General features: G+C 41.7%; 18 protein-coding genes and 1 pseudogene. 11 read left to right on the forward strand and 8 right to left on the reverse strand.

Features of this window, described 5'->3' with window-relative positions; translation table 11 throughout:
- Positions 1-56: 56 nt before the first annotated feature.
- The 6 genes and pseudogenes from hupB to bolA all read right to left on the reverse strand — a co-directional run bounded on the left by hupB (position 57) and on the right by bolA (position 7716).
- Positions 57-332, reverse strand: a pseudogene (hupB, locus tag PR795_RS13090) (nucleoid-associated protein HU-beta).
- 238 nt (positions 333-570) lie between these two features.
- Complete coding sequence (lon, locus tag PR795_RS13095; RefSeq protein WP_272516864.1) at positions 571-3000, reverse strand: endopeptidase La; 2430 nt, start codon at positions 2998-3000, stop codon at positions 571-573.
- A 233-nt stretch (positions 3001-3233) separates the two neighbouring features.
- Positions 3234-4511, reverse strand: a complete 1278-nt coding sequence (gene clpX, locus PR795_RS13100; protein WP_006657220.1) for an ATP-dependent protease ATP-binding subunit ClpX — start codon at positions 4509-4511, stop codon at positions 3234-3236.
- A gap of 117 nt (positions 4512-4628) precedes the next feature.
- Positions 4629-5249, reverse strand: coding sequence for an ATP-dependent Clp endopeptidase proteolytic subunit ClpP (gene clpP / locus PR795_RS13105; RefSeq protein ID WP_006657219.1), 621 nt, complete (start codon positions 5247-5249; stop codon positions 4629-4631).
- A gap of 483 nt (positions 5250-5732) precedes the next feature.
- Entirely contained in the window at positions 5733-7037 is a 1305-nt protein-coding gene (tig, locus tag PR795_RS13110) for a trigger factor (protein ID WP_006657218.1), read from the reverse strand.
- 340 nt (positions 7038-7377) lie between these two features.
- Positions 7378-7716, reverse strand: a complete 339-nt coding sequence (bolA, locus tag PR795_RS13115) for a transcriptional regulator BolA (RefSeq protein ID WP_006657217.1) — start codon at positions 7714-7716, stop codon at positions 7378-7380.
- Positions 7717-7977: 261 nt separating this feature from the next.
- Here bolA and PR795_RS13120 point away from each other — a divergent pair, with 261 nt between their 5' ends.
- From PR795_RS13120 to PR795_RS13160, 9 genes are all read left to right on the forward strand, one after another.
- On the forward strand, positions 7978-8559 hold the full coding sequence (locus tag PR795_RS13120; RefSeq protein ID WP_036961876.1) for a YajG family lipoprotein: 582 nt from the start codon (positions 7978-7980) through the stop codon (positions 8557-8559).
- 182 nt (positions 8560-8741) lie between these two features.
- A complete protein-coding gene (ampG, locus tag PR795_RS13125; protein ID WP_181480602.1) occupies positions 8742-10268 on the forward strand; it encodes a muropeptide MFS transporter AmpG in 1527 nt (508 codons plus the stop codon).
- Positions 10269-10543: 275 nt separating this feature from the next.
- Positions 10544-11317: a nucleoside-specific channel-forming Tsx family protein gene (locus PR795_RS13130; protein ID WP_006657213.1), complete on the forward strand. Its 774-nt coding sequence runs from the start codon at positions 10544-10546 to the stop codon at positions 11315-11317.
- Positions 11318-11743: 426 nt separating this feature from the next.
- Positions 11744-12736 carry a cytochrome o ubiquinol oxidase subunit II gene (gene cyoA, locus PR795_RS13135; protein WP_036961872.1) on the forward strand — a complete coding sequence of 331 codons (993 nt, stop codon included), beginning with the start codon at positions 11744-11746 and terminating at the stop codon, positions 12734-12736.
- Between the two features lie 4 nt (positions 12737-12740).
- Complete coding sequence (cyoB, locus tag PR795_RS13140; protein WP_006662774.1) at positions 12741-14732, forward strand: cytochrome o ubiquinol oxidase subunit I; 1992 nt, start codon at positions 12741-12743, stop codon at positions 14730-14732.
- Entirely contained in the window at positions 14722-15336 is a 615-nt protein-coding gene (locus tag PR795_RS13145; RefSeq protein ID WP_006657210.1) for a cytochrome o ubiquinol oxidase subunit III, read from the forward strand. Before cyoB ends, PR795_RS13145 begins: the two co-directional genes overlap by 11 nt.
- The gene (locus PR795_RS13150; RefSeq protein ID WP_006657209.1) at positions 15337-15669 is read left to right on the forward strand and encodes a cytochrome o ubiquinol oxidase subunit IV; all 333 of its coding nucleotides are present in this window, start codon (positions 15337-15339) and stop codon (positions 15667-15669) included.
- Between the two features lie 12 nt (positions 15670-15681).
- Positions 15682-16569 (forward strand): heme o synthase, encoded by an 888-nt coding sequence (gene cyoE / locus PR795_RS13155; protein WP_006657208.1) that lies wholly within the window; start codon positions 15682-15684, stop codon positions 16567-16569.
- Between the two features lie 363 nt (positions 16570-16932).
- Positions 16933-18294: an MFS transporter gene (locus PR795_RS13160; protein WP_036961868.1), complete on the forward strand. Its 1362-nt coding sequence runs from the start codon at positions 16933-16935 to the stop codon at positions 18292-18294.
- 80 nt (positions 18295-18374) lie between these two features.
- Here PR795_RS13160 and PR795_RS13165 read toward each other — a convergent pair whose 3' ends face one another.
- Positions 18375-18866: a YajQ family cyclic di-GMP-binding protein gene (locus PR795_RS13165; protein WP_006657206.1), complete on the reverse strand. Its 492-nt coding sequence runs from the start codon at positions 18864-18866 to the stop codon at positions 18375-18377.
- A 174-nt stretch (positions 18867-19040) separates the two neighbouring features.
- Here PR795_RS13165 and panE point away from each other — a divergent pair, with 174 nt between their 5' ends.
- Together panE and yajL are read left to right on the forward strand one after the other, a co-directional pair.
- Positions 19041-19952 (forward strand): 2-dehydropantoate 2-reductase, encoded by a 912-nt coding sequence (gene panE / locus PR795_RS13170; protein ID WP_036961866.1) that lies wholly within the window; start codon positions 19041-19043, stop codon positions 19950-19952.
- The gene (gene yajL, locus PR795_RS13175) at positions 19915-20508 is read left to right on the forward strand and encodes a protein deglycase YajL (RefSeq protein WP_006662777.1); all 594 of its coding nucleotides are present in this window, start codon (positions 19915-19917) and stop codon (positions 20506-20508) included. Before panE ends, yajL begins: the two co-directional genes overlap by 38 nt.
- A 54-nt stretch (positions 20509-20562) precedes the next feature.
- Here the strand turns inward: yajL and thiI are convergent, their stop codons facing one another.
- The gene (gene thiI / locus PR795_RS13180) at positions 20563-22014 is read right to left on the reverse strand and encodes a tRNA uracil 4-sulfurtransferase ThiI (protein WP_006662778.1); all 1452 of its coding nucleotides are present in this window, start codon (positions 22012-22014) and stop codon (positions 20563-20565) included.
- Positions 22015-22204 lie beyond the last annotated feature (190 nt).

Below are 22204 nucleotides of genomic sequence, written 5' to 3' on the forward strand. Positions count from 1 at the left end.
ACATTACGTCAGTTTGAGTTTTCGCAAAAATGCGTGAAAGACGAAACTAAACTCAATTAACCGTTAACAGCGTCTTTAAGACCTTTACCTGCACGGAATGCAGGTACTTTTGCCGCAGCGATTTTAATTTCTTTACCTGTCTACGGGTTACGACCAGTACGTGCTGCGCGTTGACGTACGTTAAAAGTACCAAAACCAACTAAAGTAACATCATCACCCTTGCTCAGAGACGTCGTTACAGAAGCAACGAAAGCGTCGACTACGCGACCTGCTGCGGCTTTAGAAATATTCGCTTCTGCAGCGATTTTTTCAATCAGTTGAGACTTATTCACTATTATCATCCCCATATTAGTTTTGACTTTATCGGTTAATTAACCAACTACAGTATAGTTAACATTACTAAGTATAGTTAATTAATGATGCAGCCGTTATATCAATCCTGAATATTAATGGCAAGAAAACAGATAGTACGCTAACCATTATCAGAATCTTCGCTAAAGTAACGACGAAAAAAAAGGCTGACAAGCCCTAAATTAGCTGTCAGCCTTAATTTTATACAAACTTCTTGATTCAGCTCACTCTTTTAGTTTTCTTTTGGACCACTTCAGTCCCAAAAGGAGGATTGACCAATGCTAATGAGAGTACTTCCTCAATTGTCTTAACAGGATGAATTTGCAAATCAGCAATCACATTCTGAGGGATTTCTTCTAAATCACGCTTGTTATCATCTGGGATAAGCACGGTTTTAATACCACCACGATGAGCTGCCAGTAATTTTTCTTTTAGCCCACCAATTGGTAATACTAAGCCTCGTAACGTAATTTCACCTGTCATTGCCACATCCGCTTTCACAGGGTTACCCGTTAAGCAAGAAACCAGTGCCGTTGACATCGCGATACCCGCACTTGGACCATCTTTTGGTGTTGCGCCTTCCGGAACGTGAACGTGAATATCACGTTTTTCGTAGAAGTCACTGTTAATGCCTAGTTTTTCCGCGCGAGCACGAACAACCGTCAGTGCAGTTTGGATTGACTCTTGCATCACTTCACCCAAAGAACCCGTATATGTTAGCTTACCTTTACCAGGTACACAGGCAGTTTCGATGGTTAATAAATCACCACCCACTTCTGTCCAGGCTAATCCAGTAACTTGCCCTACACGGTTTTCAGTATCAGCATGACCATAGTCAAAACGACGAACACCCAAGTAATCTTTCAGGTTATCTGCTGTTATCTCAATATGCTTCAGTTTTTTATCCATCAGCAATGCTTTAACAGCTTTACGACATAATTTAGAGATTTCACGCTCTAAACCACGCACGCCAGCTTCACGAGTGTAATAACGAATGATGCTCATGAGTGCACCATCATCGATAGATAACTCACCTTTTTTCAAGGCATTACGCTCGATTTGTTTGGATAACAAATGTCTTTTAGCAATATTCAGCTTTTCGTCTTCGGTATAACCAGAAAGACGGATTACTTCCATACGGTCTAATAATGGAGCAGGAATATTCATCGAGTTCGATGTCGCGACAAACATCACGTCAGACAGATCATAGTCAACTTCCAGATAATGGTCGTTGAATGCTACGTTTTGCTCTGGATCTAACACCTCTAATAGTGCAGACGCAGGATCACCACGCATGTCTGATGACATTTTGTCGATCTCATCCAATAAAAAGAGTGGGTTTTTAACCCCAACTTTCGCCATTTTTTGGATAAGTTTGCCCGGCATTGAACCAATGTAAGTACGGCGGTGACCGCGGATTTCCGCTTCATCACGTACCCCACCCAGCGCCATACGAGTGTATTCACGTCCTGTCGCTTTTGCGATGGATTGGCCCAGTGAGGTTTTACCTACACCTGGAGGTCCAACTAAGCACAGAATCGGCCCTTTGATTTTGCTAACACGGCTTTGAACCGCGAGATATTCAAGGATACGGTCTTTGACTCGTTCTAAACCATAATGGTCAGTATCGAGCACTTCTTGTGCTTTCACTAAGTCTTTTTTAACTTTACTGCGTTTATGCCATGGAACCTGAACCATCCAATCAATGTAGCTACGAACAACTGTCGCTTCCGCTGACATTGGAGACATCATTTTCAGCTTCTGCAATTCTGCTTCCGCTTTTTCTTGAGCCTCTTTTGGCATTTTCGCTTCTTCGATTTTACGTTTCAGCGATTCGTTTTCATCTGGAGCATCATCCATCTCGCCAAGTTCTTTTTGAATCGCTTTCATTTGCTCATTCAAATAGTACTCGCGTTGGCTTTTTTCCATCTGCTTTTTCACGCGGTTGCGAATACGTTTTTCAACTTGCAGTAACTCAGTTTCTGATTCCATCATTGCCATCAGGAACTCAACACGCTCAGCAATATTTGCCATTTCTAAAACGCGTTGTTTATCTGCCAGTTTTAACGGCATATGTGAAGCAATTGTGTCAGCCAGTTTATCTAACTGATCTTGCTCAATCGTATGCAGTGAAGTCAAAACTTCCGGTGGAATTTTTTTGTTCAGTTTGATGTAACTTTCAAATTGGCTAACGATAGTGCGATATAAAACTTCTTGCTCTTTTTCGTCGACCAATTCAGCAGCGCTAGGCTCTTTAGATGCATCATCGTAAATAGCCGCTTTCGCACTGTCATTTGGTAAATACTCAGCTTGAGCTAAGAAATATTCACCATTGTCAGTCAGGCTAGTAATACGTGCGCGACGTAATCCTTCGACTAACACCTTAACGGTACCATCAGGTAACTTCAGCATCTGAATCACAGACGCAATTGTCCCAACAGTAAATAAGTCATTCACCCCAGGTTCATCGGTTGAGGCTTCTTTTTGCGCAACCAGCATCACTTGCTTATCATGATCCATTGCTGCTTCCAGACTGTGAATGGATTTTTCACGTCCAACAAACAGTGGGATCACCATATGTGGGTACACCACTACATCACGCAGAGGCAATACTGGTATTTCAATGCGTTCGGAACGCTCTGGATTCATAAAGCTCTCTCTTCGTTTAGCACACGCCAGTTAAGGGTTTCTGCTTATAACAGAAAAAATTCTTGCAAAACACTGTTATATAAACAGCGCTATTTCAAAATAAGGAAACCACAACTAAGAATATAAACTATATGGGGACAAGATTTTAGCATTCAATGGTTAGTTAAGCATAAAAAACAAAATGAGGGTTCCCCCTCATTTTATTTGATTATTTATTGAACACAGGTGAGAAGTTAATTATCACCAGAAGCTTGAGCATCCGGCTTGCTGTATATCAGCAGCGGTTCAGACTGTTCATTAATCACGTTTTCATCTACAACCACTTTTTCAACATCACTCATTGAAGGTAGGTCATACATGGTATTTAGCAAGGCAGCTTCAACAATTGAACGTAAGCCTCGAGCTCCCGTTTTACGCGCCATTGCTTTTTTCGCAATCGCTGTTAATGCTTCTTCACGGAACTCTAATTCAGTACCTTCTAAATTAAACAGCGCTTGGTATTGCTTAGTTAACGCATTCTTAGGCTCTTTCAGAATCTGAATAAGTGCTTCCTCACTCAACTCGGTCAGTGTAGCAACGACTGGAAGACGCCCAATGAATTCAGGGATCAAACCAAACTTGATCAAATCTTCAGGTTCAGCTTGAGTGAGTAATTCCCCCTCAGTAGCCTTCTCTGATTCGCCTTTAACTTGTGCTGCGAAACCGATACCCGAACGAGTATTCAGACGCTGACCAATCACTTTATCCAGACCTGCGAATGCACCACCACAGATAAACAGAATTTTCGAGGTATCTACCTGTAAAAATTCTTGTTGAGGATGCTTACGACCACCTTGTGGTGGAACAGCAGCAACAGTACCTTCGATCAGTTTCAGTAATGCTTGCTGCACCCCTTCACCGGATACATCGCGCGTAATAGATGGGTTATCAGACTTGCGCGAAATCTTATCAATTTCATCGATATACACGATACCACGCTGAGCTTTTTCGACGTCATAATCACATTTTTGCAACAGCTTCTGAATGATGTTTTCAACGTCTTCACCCACATAACCTGCTTCAGTCAATGTCGTCGCATCTGCCATTGTGAATGGCACATCCAGATAACGCGCTAAGGTTTCTGCTAATAATGTTTTACCGCTACCAGTAGGACCGATTAGCAGAATATTACTTTTGCCTAATTCCACGCCATCACTAGTTTTATCGCCATTACGAAGGCGTTTATAGTGGTTATAAACCGCAACCGCTAAGACTTTTTTAGCTTTTTCTTGGCCAATAACGTAGTCGTCAAGATGCTGTCTGATTTCATGGGGAGTCGGCAATTCACTACGCTCACGATGCGGAGCCAGTTCTTTGATTTCTTCACGGATGATGTCGAGGCACAAATCCACACACTCATCACAAATATAGACTGACGGACCGGCAATCAGCTTACGCACTTCATGCTGACTTTTTCCGCAGAAAGAACAGTACAGTAATTTACCTGCCCCCTCTTTGCGTTTATCTGTCATCAGTAGACCTCACTTATATTTATAATGCCTTGTTTTATCTCGCTTTCGCAGCAAAACAAGGCAACAAATTTTCAAAAATTTTAAGATATAAACGAATTATATCAAAATGCTCGCAAATTAACGGCTAGTATAAATATGGTCAACTAAACCATATTCTTTTGCTTCATTTGCGGATAAGAAACGGTCGCGTTCTGTATCGCGACTAATTTCTTCGATGGATTTCCCAGTATGCTGAGCCATCAATTCATTCATGCGTGACTTCACTTTCAAGATTTCTTGAGCGTGGATTTCAATGTCCGTCGCTTGGCCTTGATAGCCACCTAATGGTTGGTGGATCATAACGCGGGAGTTTGGTAAGCAGAAACGTTTACCTTTTGTACCTGCGGTTAATAAAAACGCGCCCATTGAACACGCTTGTCCCATACAGATAGTGCTAACATCCGGCTTAATAAATTGCATGGTATCGTAAATTGACATCCCAGCGGTGATCACACCACCTGGTGAGTTAATATACAGTTGAATATCTTTTTCTGGGTTTTCTGCTTCAAGAAATAGCATTTGAGCGACAATTAAGTTCGCCATATGATCTTCCACTTGACCCGTTAGGAAGATAATACGTTCTTTTAAGAGACGTGAATAAATATCATATGAGCGTTCACCTCGAGAGGTTTGCTCGATAACCATTGGCACAAGTGCCATTTGGGATGCTAACTGCTCCTGACCGCCAAAATGTGACATCGAAATCTCCTATTAAAAACTTTCTGGTGCTTGCGCCTAATTTGCTGTCTGTCCGCCATTTTGGGCAGGAATTGTGCTACAAACAATATTTCTAAAAAACACGTTTTCTAAATTAGTTGTATCTGTATGCTTATGATCTTCGCTCACTTCATTATTTTAGCCACTTTTTAAATAATAGGTTAAAAAGTGACAGAAGAATTAAGCCAGAACACAGTTAGAAACACTGTGATAAGCAAGATGCTCTGTTAAAGAGTTTAACACAAGTCTATCTAGTTACACGGTTTTATACTGCTGAAAAACGTGTTCCACACAAAAATCCGCTCATCATCCTGCGAACAATATCTTGATGACTCTTATTATAATTAGGGTTTAAATGTAATTTTCAAGATGATTTGCACAAAGTCTAAATATTACGGCTCTAATTGACAAAAAACCCGCAGTGAAACACTACGGGTTTTTGTTTTGTACTGCTAAAAAGAAAAATTAACCAGCTTGAACTTGGTTCATCAGCTCAGTGAAGTTAGTTTCTTTTTCAGTCACTTTAGCCGCTGCCAGAATCGTTTCTACAGCTTGCTCTTCTAACGCTAAGTTACGAACACTGTTCATCAGCTCTTCATTTTTGCTGTAGTATTCAATAACTTCTGATGGATCTTCGTAAGCAGATGCCATGTCTTCGATCAGCGCTTTAACACGATCTTCGTCAGCTTTCAGCTCATTAGTACGAATAACTTCACCTAACAGCAGACCAACAATTACGCGACGCTTAGCTTGTTCTTCGAACAGTTCACGTGGTAATTCCATCGCTTGTTTTTCGTTGCCACCAAAACGCTGTGCAGCTTGACGACGCAGAACATCGATTTCACCATCAACAACTGCTGCTGGAACTTCGATTTCGTTAGCGTTAACCAGACCATCTAGAACTTGCGCTTTCACACGGTTACGAACTGCATTTTTCAGTTCACGTTCCATGTTTTTACGAACTTCTGCACGCAGACCGTCTACTGAACCGTCAGCGATACCGAAACGCTTAACGAATTCTTCAGTAAATTCTGGTAGTTCACGTTGCTCTACTTTCTTCAGAACGATAGCAAACTTAGCCGCTTTACCTTTCAGGTTTTCTGCATGGTAATCTTCTGGGAAGTTAACTTCGATATCGAATTCTTCACCCGCTTTATGACCCACAACGCCTTCTTCGAAGCCTGGGATCATACGACCTTCGCCCATAACCAGTGCGAAGTCTTCAGCTTTACCACCTTCAAACTCTTCACCGTCGATAGAACCAGTGAAGTTAATAGTGATACGTGAATCAGCAGTCGCTGCATCTTCAACTTCTTTCCACTGTGCTTGTTGCTTACGCAGAGTTTCCAGCATGTTGTCGAGGTCTTCGTCTTTCACGGTTACAGCTGGTTTTTCAACTTCGATAGTTTCAAAACCTTTTAATTCGATTTCTGGGTACACTTCAAACTCAACCGCATAAACGAAGTCTTTACCGTCTTCGAACATTTCTGGTTTGTAGCTTGGTGCACCAGCTGGATTGATTTTTTGTTCAATGATTGCATTGATAAAGTTACGTTGCATCACATCACCCAGAACGTCTTGCATTACAGACGCACCGTAGCGTTGTTTAACGATGTGCATTGGTACTTTCCCTTTACGGAAACCATCAACACGAACTTTCTTAGCAACGTTTACCAGCTCGCTATTCAGCGCTTTTTCAATATCAGTGGCAGGAACGGTGATTGTTACACGACGCCCAAGGCCTTGAGTCGTTTCAACAGAAACTTGCATCTTCTTACCTCAAAATAAATCTTAGTGATCGGTCTACTCCAGAGTTATGCCATTAAATCATAACGGCAATCTCCCTTCCAGAACCGGGGGCGTTACTTTCATAACGGTCATCCCTGATATCAGAAGCGTCCCGAAACCTTACTGAAAATTAGACGCAGCATTATACCGATGCATGCGCTCTGAGTCGAGAAAAGCCGATAAAAGAAGCGATCATTCCTCTTTATTTGTGACTTTTCTGACTAAAAATTCATTTTTCTCTCTCAAACTGAGGAAAAAATGTTCACTTGCGGTGACTTAAACAAACATATTTTTGCTGCTTTGTTACCATCGACGCATTGAATTAGCGATTCACACCACCTACACCACGACAAGCTGGCGATTTTAGCGCAGTATTTGCTAATTCATTCCACTCTTTCGGTGTATAGGTATGTAATGCTAATGCATGGATGCCACCTGCAAGCTCGTCTGCCAAAATAGCATAAATTTCACGATGACGACCAATCATACGTTTGTTTTCAAATTTATCGCTGACCAAAACCACTTTAAAATGGCTCTCTGAACCCGGCAAAACATTATGTTGATGACTTTCATTGATCACCTCCATGTGTTCCGGTTCAAATGCAGTCTTTAGCTTTTCACTCACTCGAGACTGCATCGTTTGTGACACATTGGCGCCCATAGAGACTCCTAAATTAATTGAATGCAGTAAAGCACACAGAAAAAAATCGCCCTAGTATACCGTTAATGGCTATCTTCTTATTATGGAAATAGCGGATAATAGCATCGACATTGTTAGGACCATGGTCTGGGAACGCAAAATATTCTTCAACTGCACATTTATGCGAATTTTTTCTCAAACTGTTGTCTAATAGTGTTGAGTTGTTGCACCCCGAACCATAACGGAACATTTTCAATTAGGAAAGATGAACTGGGAAGAATTATGTTAAGAAGACTGTGTTTTCCACTTTTTGCGTTATTTTTATTAGCGGGCTGTACAGCACCGTCGAATACGCTATCCCTCGAACCTAAAATTGCCTTACCCGCAAAAAATCCGACATTAAATGCCACTTCAATTAGTGTAAGTAGCGTTGATAACCGTCCAAACCGTTCATTAGCTGAAATTAATCGCAACGGAAGTTTAGTGGTTCTGAACCCTTCTCGCGACCCTCGTTATTTAATGCAAGAAGCGGTTGAAAAACAGATGGCAGCACGTGGGTTTATGGTGACTTCCCCAGCGAATATCAACTTAGTTGTCCAGTTAAACAAGCTGAACACTCAAGTAAGTGAAGGAAGCTTACGACATAATATTACAGTTAACTCCAGCGTAGCCGTCAATGCAACTGCGCCGAATGGTTCGACAAAAACCCGAACTTATAGCCGTAATTACAATACTCAAGGAACGTTAGGCGCAACTAACGAAAAAATTGAAGCTGCGATTAACTTAGCGTTAAGTGATTTAATTTCCGATATGGCTAAAGACCAAGAACTTGCCGATTTTATCAGACAAAATTCACGATATTAATCGCGCATTCCGAATGATTTCATACTAGTATCATTCAGGTTTTTCGAGGCTAGGCAAAGCATCCGCCGCCCCCAACAATCCCAAGCTATACTTTTAATACAGATAGCTTGGGCTGTTTCTATCTTTCTGCTGCGCAACTCTTCGCGCAATGTAATACACCAGCATCAGGCGATGAGGGAATAATGCCACGTTTTACACAGCCCAATTTTACACTACCCAATAATGTCACCTTAATTTTACTGGGATTCGTTTCAGGATTGCCTCTGGCATTGACCGCTGGAACATTGCAAGCTTGGTTAACCGTTGAAAAAATTGATATTAAAACCATCGGTTTCTTTTCCCTTGTTGGTCAAGCTTATGTTTTAAAATTTCTATGGTCTCCCATGATGGATCGCTATACCCCACCATTTTTGGGGCGCCGTCGTGGGTGGTTATTAACAACACAGATTCTGCTTGTTATCAGCATTGCTGGAATGAGCTTTATGAATCCTTCAGAACATCTTTGGTGGCTAGCAGCGCTAGCGGTCACAGTCGCTTTCTGTTCCGCCTCCCAAGACATTGTTTTCGATGCATATAAAACTGACTTACTAAGTGCAGAAGAGCGTGGTATTGGCGCAGCAACGTCCGTCATGGGTTATCGCATAAGTATGTTGGTTTCTGGCGGATTGGCACTGTGGCTTGCTGACAAATTTCTCACGTGGCAACAACTTTACTTGTGCATGGCTGGACTGATGTTTATCGGTATTTTCGCGACACTTTTTGCGAAAGAGCCTCAAGAAAATACCGCGCCACCGACATCCCTAAAAGATGCTATTTATGAGCCACTTGCCGAGTTTTTCAGTCGAAATAACGCTTGGCTCATTTTATTGCTTTTAATCTTTTATAAGATGGGTGATGCGTTTGTCATGGCATTGAATACCAACTTTTTGTTGAATGCTCTTGGCTTTAGCTTAAGTGAGGTAGGAACGGTCAATAAAACCGTTGGAATGGCGGCTACCATTATCGGGGCACTATTTGGCGGTTATTTAATGAAAAACATGAGCTTATTTAAAGCTCTGCTTGTCTTTGGTGTACTCCAAGGTGGCTCTAATATTGGCTACTGGTTCCTTGCTGTTACACCACCCAATATTATTAGTATGGGATCCATTATTTTCCTCGAAAATATTTTTTCAGGTATGGGGACTGCAGCCTTTGTTGCCCTATTAATGACCCTATGTAATAAATCGTTATCAGCAACACAATTTGCGCTGCTTTCAGCCTTATCCGCAGTAGGCCGTGTTTATATTGGTCCTGTTGCTAGTATTTTTGTCAGTACCTATGGCTGGCCACTATTCTATTTAATTTCCATTGGTGTGGCTGTTCCTGGCGTTTTATTACTACTCGCTTGCCGCACTTCGCTGATTTACACCCAAACAACAGGGGAATTCCAGCGCAGAGAATTATTCCCTAAAGCCTACAAAATAGCAGTTTATGCCCTAATTATTGCCGCATCTATATTGGCTGTCTGGTTAATCAGTTTGCTAATCACATCATTTGCCAGCGTGAAAGTTTACTTGTTTACTTCCCATCTATCACTATGGCTAGCTCTTCCTTACTATCAAAACCTCATATTTAACATTGGGATAGCTATTGGTTCTATGAGCCTTATTGTGGGTGGTACACTCGACTACTTGGCTGTCCGAAAAGCAACAAAACATAAACTATCATAATGTTTTTGAAGAATTTTCATTCTATCTAACTCAATATTTCCCAAGTTAAACTAATTAATTTGGGAAATATCTCCTTTTTTCCAAATTAGATCTCCCTAGCAAATATCACCTAAAGATTGATAAAAACGTGATATTTATCACTCATCCTTTGAAATATGTTTTTTAATTACAAATGTAAAGTCTAATATCTCACACGTTTGAGGATGGTTAGTTGACAAGCTGAAAATTTGCGTAGCAACTAATTTTTATTAATACATAAACGAAAATAATGTCTTATGAAAAAAACACTACTCTGCGCTGCTGCTTTAACATCATTAGCAGGAACCGCGAATGCTGAAAATTTTCTTGGGTATCAGAATGGTTTCGCAGACATCAACGTGAACTATCTTGACTGGTCCCGTCATACAGTAAACAAATCTAAGAATACAACTCATAAGGAAGATTTTGCTTACTTCGAGCTCGAAGGTGGCGCTAACTTTAATTGGGGTGAACTGTATGGATTCTTTGATCTTGAAAACCCATTCAATAAACAACATGAAGATCCAGGCAAAAACCAACGTTACACTGTAAAAACAACGGCTCGCGTTTATATCGCAGATACTGGATTTAACTTATATGGTCATGTTTATGGTACTTGGTCTTTACCAGGTGATAAGCATGGGGGCAATTTCCATGAAGTAAATACACTGTATGGATTAGGCTATAACACTTCGATTGGCGATCTATGGTTCAAGCCTTTCGTCGCTTTACATTATGTAGACCAAACTTATTATTCTGGTAATAACGGTTATGTCGTAGGTTGGGTTGCGGGTTATAACTTTAAAATGTTCCAAGAAAATTTCATGATCACCAACTGGCACGAAATGGAATTTGCTCGTCATGAACGCTATGGTAATGGCGGTCGTGATGGCGTAAATGGAGCACTTGCTTTTTGGTGGAACGCCACTCCAAATTTAGCAGCCGGTGTCCAATATCGTTATGCTGACAATAAATTAGGTGATGATTTCTATCAAGATGCAATCATTTATACATTAAAGTATAACTTCTAGTGACAACGAAAAACTTGTATATATTTTTAATGTATTTCCTTTAGTTTCAAAAATGTAACAGTTTTTCTGTATTGTTTTGCCGGTAAAGTAATCAGTTTAGCTTTATCGGCAATAAATTCAGTAATTTCCCCTACCAATTCTCTTAACAATCCAATCAGTTTTCATATTTTTTTGTCAATTTTGTATATATTTTTCTTTGAAAAATTACCAAGATAATTTAGTATTCATACTGTTTTATCAAAACATACCTATAATTAGCAGCATTTTTAACTTTTTAGACGCAAAAGCTTTACATGTGATCATATTAACATAAAGAGCTAACATTTCCGTTTCTTTGCCTTACAATCATTTACACTCGCATAACCTTACCGTAAAATGCCCGCACTGATGAAACGACAATTAGATTCTTGTCATTTGGGGTCGTGGATGAGACTTATGAACTACAAAAAAAGCATTGGAGCAATCTCACTGGTTGTAGCAGCCTTATTATTAGGCGGTTGCGATATGGTGTTGATGGATCCTAAAGGCGCCGTTGGCGTAAAACAAAAAGAGCTGATTCTTATTGCAATCGGTTTAATGCTCCTTGTTGTGATTCCTGTTATTTTTATGGCGATTATCTTCGCAGTGAAATATCGTGAGTCCAATAAGTCAGCTACCTACCGTCCTAACTGGGCTCACTCTAACAAAATTGAGTTAGTCTGTTGGACAGTTCCTATCATTATTATCATTATTCTAGGTGCTATCACTTGGAAAACGACTCATGAGCTGGACCCGTATCAGCCATTAGTTAGTGATCAGGAACCTGTTACCATTCAAGTTATTTCAGCTGATTGGAAATGGATCTTTATCTATCCAGATCAAGGCATTGCTACAGTCAATGAAATCGCGTTCCCTGCTGGTGTTCCTGTAAACTTCAAAATCACGTCTGATTCTGTGATGAACTCATTCTTCATCCCATCTTTAGGTGGACAGATCTACGCGATGGCGGGTATGCAGACAAAACTTCACTTAATCGCTAACGAACCTGGTACCTATAAAGGCTTCTCAGCAAGTTATAGCGGCCACGGCTTCTCAGATATGAAGTTCAATGCTATTGCAACAGCAGATCGCCAAGGCTTCGATGAGTGGGTACAGAAAGTAAAAGCATCACCAAAAACTATGGATACGATGCAGGCATTCGACGAAGTTGCTAAACCTAGCATGAACGTTCCTGTTACCTACTTCTCTAGCGTGAAACCTAAACTTTATGAAGACATTATTATGAAGTTTGGTCATGAGCACCATAAAGGTCACGCTCCTGTAGATGCTAATAATGAAGCAAATCATTCTATGCACATGGGCAACACTGCTCAAGCACAAGAATCTACAGGTCATTCAATGCATATGAGCCATAATGCTCATGCAGGCGCTGAGGAATAAGGGCATGTTTGGAAAACTAACACTGGACGCAGTTCCACTTCATGAACCGATTATCGTTATTACACTGATTGCCATTGTCCTCGGTGGACTTGGCTTAGTCGGTGCAATCACCTATTTCGGAAAATGGAAATGGCTGTGGAAAGAATGGTTAACGTCTGTTGACCATAAAAAAATTGGTATTATGTACATCATCGTTGCGATGGTGATGTTATTCCGCGGTTTCGCGGATGCGATTATGATGCGTGGTCAGCAAGTGCTGGCTTCAGCGGGTCAAGAAGGTTTCTTAAACCCTCACCACTATGATCAGATCTTTACAGCGCACGGCGTTATCATGATTTTCTTCATGGCAACTCCATTTGTTGTTGGTCTGATGAACTTAGTTGTTCCTCTGCAAATTGGTGCCCGTGACGTTGCATTCCCATTCCTTAACTCCCTGAGCTTCTGGTTCTTCGTAGTGGGTGTTGTATTAATCAACATCTCATTAGGGGTAGGTGAATTCGCACAAACTGGTTGGTTAGCATACCCTCCTCTGTCCGGCTTGGAGTACAATCCGGGGGTCGGGGTCGATTATTGGATATGGAGTCTCCAGATATCCGGTATCGGTACGCTATTAACAGGTGTTAACTTCTTCGCGACCATTATCCGCATGCGTGCACCGGGTATGTCGATGATGAAAATGCCAGTATTTAGCTGGGCAGCATTCTGTACCAACATCCTGATTATTGCAGCATTCCCAATTCTGACAGTGACCATCACGTTACTGACATTAGACCGTTATCTGGGCACCCATTTCTTCACTAACGATATGGGCGGCAACATGATGATGTACATCAACCTGATTTGGGCATGGGGTCACCCTGAGGTGTATATCCTTGTTCTACCAGTGTTCGGTGTGTTCTCAGAAATTGCAGCAACCTTCTCGAAAAAGCGTCTGTTTGGTTATACCTCACTAGTGTGGGCAACCATCGTTATCACCGTTATGTCCTTCATCGTATGGTTACACCACTTCTTTACGATGGGTTCAGGTGCGAACGTTAACGCCTTCTTTGGTATCGCTACGATGATTATCGCAATCCCTACAGGGGTTAAGATTTTCAACTGGCTGTTCACCATGTACCAAGGTCGTATCGAGTTCAAATCACCAATGTTATGGACTATCGGTTTTATCATCACCTTCTCTGTAGGTGGTATGACTGGTGTTCTGTTAGCAGTTCCGGGTGCAAACTTCGTTCTGCACAACAGCCTGTTCCTGATTGCTCACTTCCATAACGTTATTATTGGTGGTGTGGTATTCGGATGCTTCGCGGGTATGACTTACTGGTTCCCTAAAGCTTACGGCTTCACATTGAATGAGAAATGGGGTGTTCGTGCCTTCTGGTTCTGGATTACCGGTTTCTTCTTAGCATTCATGCCGTTATATATCCTTGGCTTTATGGGTATGACCCGTCGTCTGAGCCAGAATATTGACCCAACCTATCACGGTATGCTGGTTGCAGCTGCGTGTGGTGCAGGTCTGATTGCTCTGGGTATTGCTTGCCAAGTTATTCAAATTATCGTGAGTATCCGTGACCGTCATGAAAATCGTGACTTAACCGGTGACCCATGGGGTGGACGTACTCTTGAGTGGGCAACCTCTTCTCCACCACCATTCTACAACTTCGCTATTGAACCACAGATTCAAACTCGCGATGCTTGGTGGGATATGAAAGAGAAAGGTATCGCTCATAAGAAACCAACTTCATATGAAGAAATTCATATGCCGAAGAACACAGGCGCTGGCGTTATCATCGCTGCATTTAGCTTAATTTTTGGTTTCGCAATGATCTGGCACATCTGGTGGCTGGCAATCGTTGGTTTCGGTGGCATGATTGTTACTTGGATTGCAAAAAGCTTCGACGAAGATGTTGATTACTACGTACCTGTTGCTGAAATCGAACAAATCGAGAATAAGCACTTTGAAGAATTACGTAAGGCAGGTGTGAACGATGTCAACTAATACAATGACTAATCATAATGTAGCCCATGCAGAGCATGGGCACCACGATGCAGGTGCAACGAAAGTATTCGGGTTCTGGATCTACTTAATGAGTGACCTGATCCTGTTTGCTAGCCTGTTTGCAACTTATGTGGTTTTATCTGATGGCACTGCTGGCGGTCCTGCTGGTAGAGACATCTTTAGTTTGCAGTTCGTATTAGGTGAAACATTCTTACTGTTATTCAGTAGTATCACCTACGGTTTTGCAATGATTGCAATGCACAAAGAGAAAGTGGCTGCCGTTAACTTATGGCTATTCATTACTTTCTTATTTGGTCTTGGCTTCGTTGTGATGGAAGTTTATGAGTTCCACGAGCTGATCGCTGAAGGCTACGGTCCAGATCGCAGTGGTTTCTTATCTGCTTTCTTCGCATTAGTTGCGACTCACGGTATCCACGTAACTTGTGGTCTGGTTTGGATCATTCTGATGATTATCCAAAACTGTCGTCGTGGTCTGACTGCGGTTAACAAAACCCGTCTGAACTGCCTGAGCCTGTTCTGGCACTTCTTAGATGTTGTTTGGATCTGTGTATTTACCGTTGTTTATCTTCTGGGGGCTATTTAAATGAGTCATGCAAAAGATGCTCATACTGGAGCAAGCCACGGTAGCGTTAAGACATACCTGATCGGCTTTATTCTGTCAGTAATTTTGACTGTAATTCCTTTCTGGATGGTGATGAATGGAACAGCGTCACAAGGCGTTATTCTGGCAACTGTTGTTGGAATGGCAGTCGTGCAGATCCTTGTACACCTTGTCTGTTTCTTACACATGAATACATCATCAGATGAGCGCTGGAACCTGATTGCATTCCTGTTCACTATGCTAATCATCGGTATCGTTGTTATTGGCTCTCTGTGGATTATGTACAACCTGAACATCAATATGATGCTCGACTAAAGAGTTGCCGATATGTTTAAGCAATACCTGCAAGTGACCAAACCAGGAATTATATTCGGAAATCTGATTTCTGTGATCGGCGGTTTTCTGCTGGCCTCTAAAGGGTCAATTGATTACCCGCTGTTTATTGCGACTTTGCTGGGTGTATCATTGGTCGTGGCTTCTGGTTGTGTATTTAACAACTACATCGACCGTGATATTGACCGTATCATGGAAAGAACTAAGAATCGCCCTTTAGTTAAAGGGCTGATTGACCCGAAAGTTAGCCTGATTTACGCAACTGCATTAGGTATTGCTGGTATGGTGCTGCTACTCGTAGCAGCCAATGCACTGGCAATGCTACTTGCACTCATTGGTTTCATTGTGTACGTGGGCGTGTATAGCCTGTACATGAAGCGTAAGTCCGTATATGGCACGTTGATTGGCAGCCTATCAGGCGCAGCACCACCGGTTATCGGCTACTGCGCTGTCACAAATGAATTCGATGCTGGAGCTTTAATCCTGCTGTTGATATTCAGCTTGTGGCAGATGCCGCACTCTTATGCCATCGCAATTTTCCGCTTTAAGGATTATAAAGCCGCAAACATCCCTGTTTTACCGGTGATCAAGGGAATATCTGTCGCTAAGACGCATATCTTCTTGTATATCCTTGCATTTATGGTCGCAACATTAATGTTAGCGATTAGCGGATACGCGGGCTATAAATATCTGGTTGTCGGCGCTGCAGTTAGCTTATGGTGGCTCGGTATGGCAATTTCAGGTTTCAAAACTGAAAATGACGACCGAGTTTGGGCTCGCAAACTGTTCATCTTTTCTATCGTGGCGATTACATCGCTGAGTGTGATGATGTCAGTTGACCCAACCGTTTCAAGCGATACTGTTATAGCGTTAGTCCGATAATTTATTGCATTATTGACAATAAATGCGTTCAAACGGCGGTAAGTGCAAACTTCCCGCCGTTTTTCTTTGCCTGCGAATATTTTTGTGATGATTTTTATGGTTAAATAGCCACCTGCTATCAATAAGCCAATGCTTTTATATAAAAAAACATAACTCACTGATTTACCTTTAAATTAACACCAAAACAGCTGCAACCCGAAATAAAAAGAATAATTTAAGCTCATTAAGATTTAATACTCTAAATAGTTTGGGTTGTAGCAAGGCGGCAAGTGAAGCTAATCCCTAGGAACGTAGATAACTACGTGACTAGGGTTAGTGAGCGTAGCCAACACAGCTACAGCTCAAAATATAACGAGTATTTTTATGAATGATAATAAAATGACCCACTTAGAACTCCGTGCCACTTGGGGACTAGGATCCGTATTCTCCCTTCGCATGCTTGGCATGTTTATGGTGCTCCCGATCCTCACCAGTTATGGGATGCATTTACAGGGTGCTAACGAGTTTTTGATTGGTTTGGCGATTGGTATTTATGGACTTAGCCAAGCCGTTTTTCAAATCCCATTTGGTTTGATGTCTGACCGAATTGGTCGTAAACCTCTCATTGTTTTTGGGCTACTCATTTTTATCGTGGGCAGTATTATTGCTGCACTTAGCAGCTCTATCTGGGGCATTATTATTGGGCGTGCTTTGCAAGGTGCGGGTGCCATTTCTGCTGCAGTTATGGCTTTATTATCTGATTTAACTCGCGAACAAAATCGTACTAAAGCGATGGCTTTTTTAGGTATTAGTTTTGGAGTCACTTTCGCTATCGCCTTAGTATTAGGACCGATTATCACTCACGCTGTTGGCTTAAGTGGTTTATTTTGGGGCATTACGCTATTGGCAGTTGGCGCTATCTTCGTGACCCTTTTTGTCGTCCCTAATAACACTTACCATGTTGTAAACCGAGAGTCTGCTTTCGTTAAAAGTAACTTAAAAGCGGTTTTATTCAATCCTCAACTACTCAAACTAAATGTTGGGATTTTAAGTTTACATACACTGTTGATGTCCAGCTTTGTTGCCCTCCCCTTACTTATGTCCGATGCAGGTTACTTAGCTAAAGACCATTGGAAAGCGTACTTAGTCACTATGCTAGTCGCGTTTATCTGTGTGCTGCCATTCATTATTTATGCAGAAAAACACCGTAAAATGAAGCAAGTTTTCCTATTTTGTATTTTACTCTTAGCCGCAGCAGAAATTGTTTTATGGCAATCGGGTCATCAACTGTGGATTATTTTCTTAGGTATCCAACTGTTCTTTATTGCTTTTAACATCATGGAGGCAATTTTACCTTCATTGATCAGTAAGGAAGCACCCGCTGGTTATAAAGGCACCGCAATGGGCGTTTACTCGACTAGCCAATTTTTAGGTGTGGCGCTAGGAGGAATTCTTGGCGGATGGTTATATAAATTTGAAGGTGCTAGTACCGTTTTTATCGGCGGGTTAATACTTTGTGCCGCGTGGTTTATTGTCAGTTTGACGATGAAACAACCGCCTTATGTCAGCAGCATTCGTATGGTTCTACCACACCGGTTTAAAAATATCGCTAAACTTCAAGAACAGTTAGAAGCGGTTAATGGCGTACTGGATGTGTCTGTTATCGCTGAAGAAATGAGTATATATATTAAAATTGATAAAAAAATCGTTAATCGCGCAGAGCTCGAAGCGATCGTTCATGCTTAACGACTCACCCGTACTCATTCACTTATAGCAAATAGCCCGCAACATAGCGGGCTATTTCAATAACGGAAACAAACTTAAAATTAATCGCGGAAGTTATTAAATTGGAATGGTTGACCTAAGTTACCACCACGAACTAATGCCATAACCGATTGTAAATCGTCTCGCGCTTTGCCGGTCACACGCACTTGTTCACCTTGAATTTGTGCTTGAACTTTCAACTTACTGTCTTTAATCAATTTAACAATTTTCTTTGCGATGCTCGCTTCGATACCTTGTTTTAAGGTCACTTCTACGCTGTACGTTTTACCGCTATGAACAATCTCTTCCGGGACATTCAATACGGCACCATCAATACCTCGTTTTGCCATTTTTTCTCTTAAGATATCAACCAATTGCAAAACTTGGAAATCAGATTCGCTGGTGACTTTGATAGATTCATTTTTATCATTCAGTTCAAAATTTGCGGTGACATTTTTAAAATCCCAGCGACTCGTTAATTCACGCTGAGCATTTTCTACCGCATTGCGGACTTCACTCATTTCAACTTCAGATACAATATCAAATGATGGCATTTTAACGCTCTCCTATAATCAATCGGCTTATCATAGCCTATTTGATTATCACACTCCACGTTGACAGCGCTCATCACTTGTATAACACAACTAATTATTTGGATATCATAATAAAATCGCTATGATGGCAATCAATAATCAAAGTCAACTGCTCTCAGATAGTAGGGAAAACCGATGAAAATAACCCTGATTGGCTGTGGTGCTATTGGTAAACTCTGGCTAGCCGCGCTCTCCTCACAAGGACATGATATTCAAGGCTGGTTACGCATGGCTCAATCTGACCTATTTGTCGATGTCAATGAGCCCGATGGTCAAGTATTTCGTGAATTAATTCCTTGTAATAGCCACCAACACCTTCATTCGAGTGAGCTGGTCATCGTTTGTTTGAAGGCATGGCAAGTTTCAGATGCCCTATTACCCTTACTTGCAATCATTCCTGAAAGTAGCCCAATCCTCTTGCTTCACAATGGATTAGGTACATTGGAAGAGCTCGGTACATTACGTCATCCATTTTTATGTGGCGTCACAACCCATGCCGCATGGCAAGATAATAACCAAGTTTTTCATGTCGCTCATGGTGTCACTCACATTGGTGCAGTTAACTCCCTAGCGGAATCTTATTACCCGATTGCCAATATCCTACATGATGCACTACCTGACGTGGCTTGGCACAATCAAATCCTCAATACCAGCTGGCGAAAATTGATGGCCAATTGCGTCATTAACCCCCTCACTATCGAGCATAACTGTGCTAATGGAGCGCTTGTCCACTACCCAGAACAGATTGCACTACTGATTGATGAATGTTGCCAAGTGATGAGCGCTGAAGGATTGCACGCAGACAAAACAGAGCTAACTGAATATATCTATGGCATCATTCACAGCAGTGCAGAAAATTATTCATCGATGCTCCAAGATGTGCGAAATCATCGCCGAACTGAGATTGACTATATTACGGGATTTTTAATCAAAAAAGCCCGAGCGCATGGCTTAGCCACTCCCGAAAATGACCGCTTATACCATTTAATTAAAAATCGAGAACAACGTTATGACAACCTCCGTGCTGATATGCATCGCCAATGGTAGTGAAGAAATTGAAACAGTCACTACCGCCGATTTACTGGTCCGTGCCGGAATACAGGTGACATTAGCCAGTGTGACGGAAGACGGAGCATTAGAGATTACCGCATCTCGAGGTATTAAACTGGTTGCTGACCTACCTATCATCCACGTAGCAGACGAGCCTTTTGATGCAATCGTGTTACCCGGCGGTCTGGCAGGAGCAGAAGCTTTCCGTGATAGCCCTCTGGTGGTTGAAAAAGTCAGGCGCATGCATTTAGATGGAAAAATTGTAGCAGCCATCTGTGCCGCCCCTGCATTAGTTTTGGAGCACCACCAGCTATTTCCTCTCGGAAACATGACTGGCTTTCCAAGTATGCGGGACAAAATTCCAGCCCATAAATGGGTCGATAGACGTGTTTATTTCGATGAAAGAGTGAATTTACTCACGAGCCAAGGACCTGCGACGGCCTTCGATTTTGCGCTGAAGCTGATTGAATTACTGCAAGGGCGAGAAACGGCTGCCAACGTTGCCGCACAGCTCATTTTACCTCCAGGCATTAATGATTATCTGGAAGACTAGAAACAAAAAAGCGAGCTAATCCGCTCGCTTTTTCATTCGACATCACCTGACAACTTACGGGCGATAAACCTTAATATTCTCAAAACCTTGCTCTTTCAAATACAAAGCTTGTAAGCGGCTCATCACACCACGGTCACAATAGAGAAGATACGTTTTCTCTTTTGGTAAATCACCAAATTGTGTGCTCAGTTTGTAGAATGGAATATGTTTAATTTCAATCCCTTCCAGCTTCAATGGTTTATCTTCAAACTCATCGATTGAGCGGATATCTAAGATAACTTCGTTATCTGCGGATAACTCGTTGACCATCTCAACTTCAGGCACTTTCTCAAGACTTTCTTGTGCGATTTGGCGGATATCAATGTTTTGAGCCTGCTCAATGACTGACTCTAAAATACCAAAATCAAAGTTAGCTTCTTCCGCTTCGATACGCGCTTTTACTGCTTTCACGGTAGGACTTTTCGAAATCACACCGCAGTATTCTGGCATAGTTTTTGCGAAATCTTCAGTTCCGATCTGACGGGCTAATTTGATAATGTGTTCTTTATCATGAGAAATGAGTGGGCGTAATACTAAGGTGTCTGATGCATTATCAATCAAACGTAAATTCGTCAGTGTTTGACTCGAAACCTGACCAAGCGCTTCACCAGTCACGATAGCTTGAACGCCATAACGCTCTGCCACTTTGGAGGCTGCACGTACCATCATACGTTTCAATACGACCCCCATTTGACCATCATCGATTTTTTCTAAAATCTCAGCCACAACAGGTTCAAAGTTTACTGCTATAAAACGTACTTTATGGGAGCTACCAAAACGGTTCCATAAATAGTGAGCGATTTGCTTCACTCCAATTTCGTGGGCTGCGCCGCCAAGGTTAAAGAAACAATAGTGCACGCGGCAACCGCGACGCATTAACATGTAGCTGGAAACCCCGGAATCAAACCCACCTGAAATTAGCGACAGGACATCCTCTTGCGTACCAATCGGGAATCCGCCGATACCTTCAATTCTCGCTTTTACCAGGATCAACTTGTCATCTTCAATTTCCAGATGCACAGTGGTGTCAGGATCTTTCAATCTCACTTTCGCTGAGGCGATGTGCTGATTTAAGCCGCCACCGATATAACGCTCAGCGTCAATGGATGAAAACTCATGTTTGCCACGGCGTTTTACTCGCACACAGAACGTTTTGTTCTCCACCGATGCCCCGTAGGCTTCCAGTGTCATTTCAAAAATATGATGTAAACTAGTAAAAGGTTTCTCTTCTACTTCGAGAATGTGGTGAATACCCGGAATGCGGCTTAGCATGTCACAGATTTCGTCGTGTTTTGATTCCCCTTTAACACGCACTTCAATGTTATCCCAATTACGGACAACCGAGATCTCTTCACCAAGACTCTTCAATACATTGCGGATGTTACTCGTTAAAATTTTGATAAAACGGAGTCTAACGGTTTGGCTTTTGATTGTGATTTCTGGGAATAACTTAATAATAAACTTCATAGTCGTGGCATGTTCTTGGTTAGTGGGGCAAACGGACGTTGCGAAAAAGTGACTGTTGTACACTTTACCAGTTGTCAATAAAGAGGCGTATTATAGCACTATCTTGCGTACTGAATCTAAAAACACCAATAATAAATTGTAACCATTGCGAGACTAAGTTAGTCTGCACAATAATTAAAGTTTCCCCTCT

Origin of the sequence: Providencia sp. PROV209 (assembly GCF_028479485.1) — a bacterium.
GTDB lineage: Bacteria > Pseudomonadota > Gammaproteobacteria > Enterobacterales > Enterobacteriaceae > Providencia > Providencia alcalifaciens.